Genomic DNA, 3,271 nt, shown 5'->3' on the forward strand with positions numbered 1-3,271 from the left:
GCCTTCTTTTTCGGTGACAGGTCTTACGGCTGATACTACCTATTACTTTACAGTTTTGGCCTATGACCTTGCGGGCAATGTATCGCTGCAAGGAAATATATTAGAGGTACAAACAACTGCTTCAGCACCAATTCCATACACTTCTGCTAATGCAAACTTAAGTACCGTAGATTGGCAAGCAAAAGATTTATTCGTTTCTCAACAGGTGGGAATTGCAACAACCCCTCATGAGGATTACAAATTGACCATTGCTGGAAAAGTCATAGCTGAAGGCGTAAAAGTAGCTTTACAAGGGAGTTGGCCAGATTATGTTTTTCTTAAAGAGTATCGTCTGCCAAGCTTGGAAGAAGTGGAAAGTCACATATTAAATAAAGGTCATTTGATAGACCTTCCAAGTGCAAGAAACATAAAATTAAAAGGAATAGATTTAGGTGAAATGGATGCACTTCTATTGAAAAAAATAGAAGAGCTAACACTATATATTCTCCAACAAGAAAAGAAAATTATTGAGTTGCAAAAGATTAATGGCGACTTAAAAATTCTGGCTGATAGGATCATAGAACTTGAACGGAAAATGGAAGAATAGTCATATAACAAGATATTGAAGAGTCTAAATCATCTTGACTAATTTTTGTCAATCCTATTTTAAAATATATTTAATTGGTATAATTTGACCATCTCATGAAACACGCGTATATAATCCTCCTATTTTTTTGTGTCATATTTTCAGCGGATTCGCAAAGCATTCGCAAGAATTATCAAGAAATGACCCTATCGGAAAAGAATGCGCTTGTTAACGGGTTTTATCAATTGCGAAACGGACCAGATTTAGTCAATGATCTGGCACAATTTCATGGTGATTTTTTTAATTTTGGTAATTCCGAACAATTGGATATTCATTTTAATCTACCAAATGAACCACAACGACAGATATTCTTCTCTTGGCATCGAATGCAAATGTTTGAAATGGAGCAAGCGCTTCAGCAGTTAAACCCCAATATCAGCTTACCATGGTGGGACTCGTCGGTAGATCAGTCTCCAAATTCTCCCTTATTTGATTATGAATTTATGGGACAATTTAATACCAATTGGGGTCTCAATAGAAATTTAGGAAACAAGGGGCCATTGCCTACTCCCCAAACAATAACCAATGTACAGGCTATACAAGATTTCTTGATTTATTCCAATCAAGCTGAAAGAGGAGATCTGCATCGTGGCGCACACGTTTGGGTTGGCGGTGTGATGAATACACCACTTTCTCCAAGAGATCCCATTTTCTATCTTCACCATACCTATGTCGATAAATTATGGAAAGATTGGGTGCAGCAAAACCCTGGAAGTTCCTCATTTATAATTACTTCTATGATCAGATATGATGGTACTTATTCCTTTGATGGGGAAACATTGCCATTAGTAGATCCTGATGATATTGTAGATAGTGTGGAAGCCCTAGGTGTCTTTTATGCTGAAAATGGTCTGGCTGAACTTCACAATTATGTTGTTAAAAACAAGACACAGAATTTAGAAAATTTCTACTATCAATATACCATTGATGTAGGCAACGGCTTTAAAATACCAAACAATCACCATTGTAAGGTTCAGTCTGTTAATGAGATCAATTTAATTCCTGGATTTGAGGCGTCGGTTGGCTCTAATTTTATAGCAGCAATTGATATGGATCAGGAAAGTGCTAAAAAACCTACCATTAGAAAAGAGAATTTCTTCGATTATGACCCAGCATTACAGAACATTCATGCTTATGATGATATAGTGCCGATAGAGGCCACTATGAGTGTTTCGGTTTATCCAAATCCATTTGTAGATGTATTGGTTATAGATTTACAGCAAAAAGCACAATCGTTAGTAGTGGAGATGTTTGATATTTCGGGACGTTTGCTGTTGACAAAGCATATGGAAAACACAGCGTCCATGACCATTGCTGAGGTTAAAAGGTTTAATAGCGGATTATATATAGTTAAGGTGGTTGTCAACGGTAAAATGGTGGTGAGTACCAAAGTGGTCAAAAAGTAAGGCTGAAAAGAGTATTGAGAAGTAGCCGAGATTTCACATGTGATTTCAGCAATATACTAGGATCAGAAAATATCTCACAGATACCATAGGTATTTTATTGGATGACTTCTTGAATTTCTCTAAGAATACTCAAGCATACTTTTACAGATATTATTCAGACACAAATTACTTCTCCCTAATCTTATGCACTTTAAATCAGGTTTTTTTCACAAAAATCATTAGTCTTAATGTTTTAATAATTCATTTGCTTAACCCAATGAAAAGCGGGAGTTTTGCTTAGAATTAAAAACATGAAATCCGGATTTTTATGGAGAATGAAAAATTAATTTTCTGTCTCGAAGCCATTCCAGATGTTGATTGTACAAGCCCTACTGAAGTTGTTAAAATTTTAGAAGATATTGCATTAAAACAGGGGGTGACCAGTATTTATAAAGCTTGTGATAGCATTGAAGGATTAGAGGAGAGTTTGGGCATATTGTTATATGAAGATCATAATTTTAAGGATTATGAAATCATTTACCTCGTGATGCCAGGCGAACCTAATACTATTCGTCTGAACGACTACTATTACAGTATAGAAGAAATAGCAGAACTTTTTGAAGGGAAAATGAAAGGGAAAATAATCCATTTTGCAAACGAAAAAATTTTAGATTTAACCGATGAAGAGTCGCAGTATTTTCTTGATGTTACGGGGGCTCGTGCCATTTCAGGTTACGGATCAGACCTCAGTGAAATTTCTAGTGCAAGTACCATAGATCGTGTCTTTTTTAGTTTATATCAAGAAAACGATGATCTTAAAGAAGTCGTAGAAGAGTTGTTTCAAAAGCATTATAGTCTGTGTAAATTATTGGATTTCAGGTTGTATTATTAAGCATGTTATCCTATAGCACCATAAATCTGTAGCGGTTTTTGTCACTGTGTTTTAATATGGTAAGAGAGTTTGTGACTAAAACTGTGGACGAAACCGCTCTTCAATCAATTCATTTCTACCTATGTAAGTGTACATGCCTACCTATAGAAAAGATATGATATGGATGGTTTGGCATGCAAATAATTTCTGAGATCATGCAGCTTCCAAAAAATGAAATAGGCTAACATTAAGTGGATGTGGAAAATGTCGGCAAGTTGCAGTTTTATTATCTATTTAAAGGTTAAAACCCTGCTCCAGATAGCTATCGGGATTTATTGCAGTTACTTTAGTTATATAAACTTTTAAGAGTATGTTGTCATTTCGACAGAG

General features: G+C 35.4%; 2 protein-coding genes and 1 pseudogene. All 3 read left to right on the top strand.

Annotated features, from left to right (window positions below; translation table 11 throughout):
* Positions 1 to 586, top strand: a pseudogene (locus tag JEM65_RS20905) (fibronectin type III domain-containing protein); the annotation flags it as partial.
* Between the two features lie 95 nt (positions 587 to 681).
* Complete coding sequence (locus JEM65_RS20910) at positions 682 to 2,031, top strand: tyrosinase family protein (RefSeq protein WP_199603657.1); 1,350 nt, start codon at positions 682 to 684, stop codon at positions 2,029 to 2,031.
* Between the two features lie 307 nt (positions 2,032 to 2,338).
* On the top strand, positions 2,339 to 2,902 hold the full coding sequence (locus tag JEM65_RS20915) for a DUF6642 family protein (RefSeq protein WP_199603659.1): 564 nt from the start codon (positions 2,339 to 2,341) through the stop codon (positions 2,900 to 2,902).
* The last annotated feature ends 369 nt before the right edge of the window (positions 2,903 to 3,271 follow it).

The organism is Gelidibacter salicanalis (assembly GCF_016469035.1).
GTDB lineage: Bacteria > Bacteroidota > Bacteroidia > Flavobacteriales > Flavobacteriaceae > Gelidibacter > Gelidibacter salicanalis_A.